The organism is Carboxylicivirga fragile, from assembly GCF_050589805.1.
In the GTDB taxonomy this organism is placed as follows: Bacteria; Bacteroidota; Bacteroidia; order Bacteroidales; family Marinilabiliaceae; genus Carboxylicivirga; species Carboxylicivirga fragile.
In genome coordinates, this window is sequence record NZ_JBNGOY010000132.1 from 1 (window position 1) to 432 (window position 432).

At 35.0% G+C, this 432-nt stretch carries 1 protein-coding gene; it reads right to left on the minus strand.

Annotated features, from left to right (window positions below; genetic code table 11):
• Nucleotides 1-80: 80 nt before the first annotated feature.
• Nucleotides 81-254 (minus strand): hypothetical protein, encoded by a 174-nt coding sequence (locus ACRD7B_RS22805; RefSeq protein ID WP_430826980.1) that lies wholly within the window; start codon nucleotides 252-254, stop codon nucleotides 81-83.
• Nucleotides 255-432 lie beyond the last annotated feature (178 nt).

Here is a 432-nt window from a genome sequence, read left to right on the forward strand (position 1 = left end):
ATTGTTTTTGTTGATACAAAGATTGCTCGTTTCAATCTCTGCTTTTATTCCAATCCGACTTTGTAATAACCCTTAAAGACTTATGATGGAGAAACGACTGGTGGTTGACCTACTGGATTTTCTGGTCCCGGCGCGACTGGCACTTCAGGTTGTTCGGGATTAACCGGTGTATAATTATCATCGCTGCTACAAGATGTAAATCCTAATCCCATTACAAATAATCCTACTGCTAATACTGTTTTTAACTTTTTCATGACTTTTGTTTTTTAATATTTGACTTTTGTTGTGGAACGGTTCTCTTTAACCATTATGCAAGAAAGAACCGTTCCTTATTTTATTAGTTGATCTTTATTGTTTTTGTTGATACAAAGATTGCTCGTTTCAATCTCTGCTTTTATTCCAATCCGACTTTGTAATAACCCTTAAAGACTT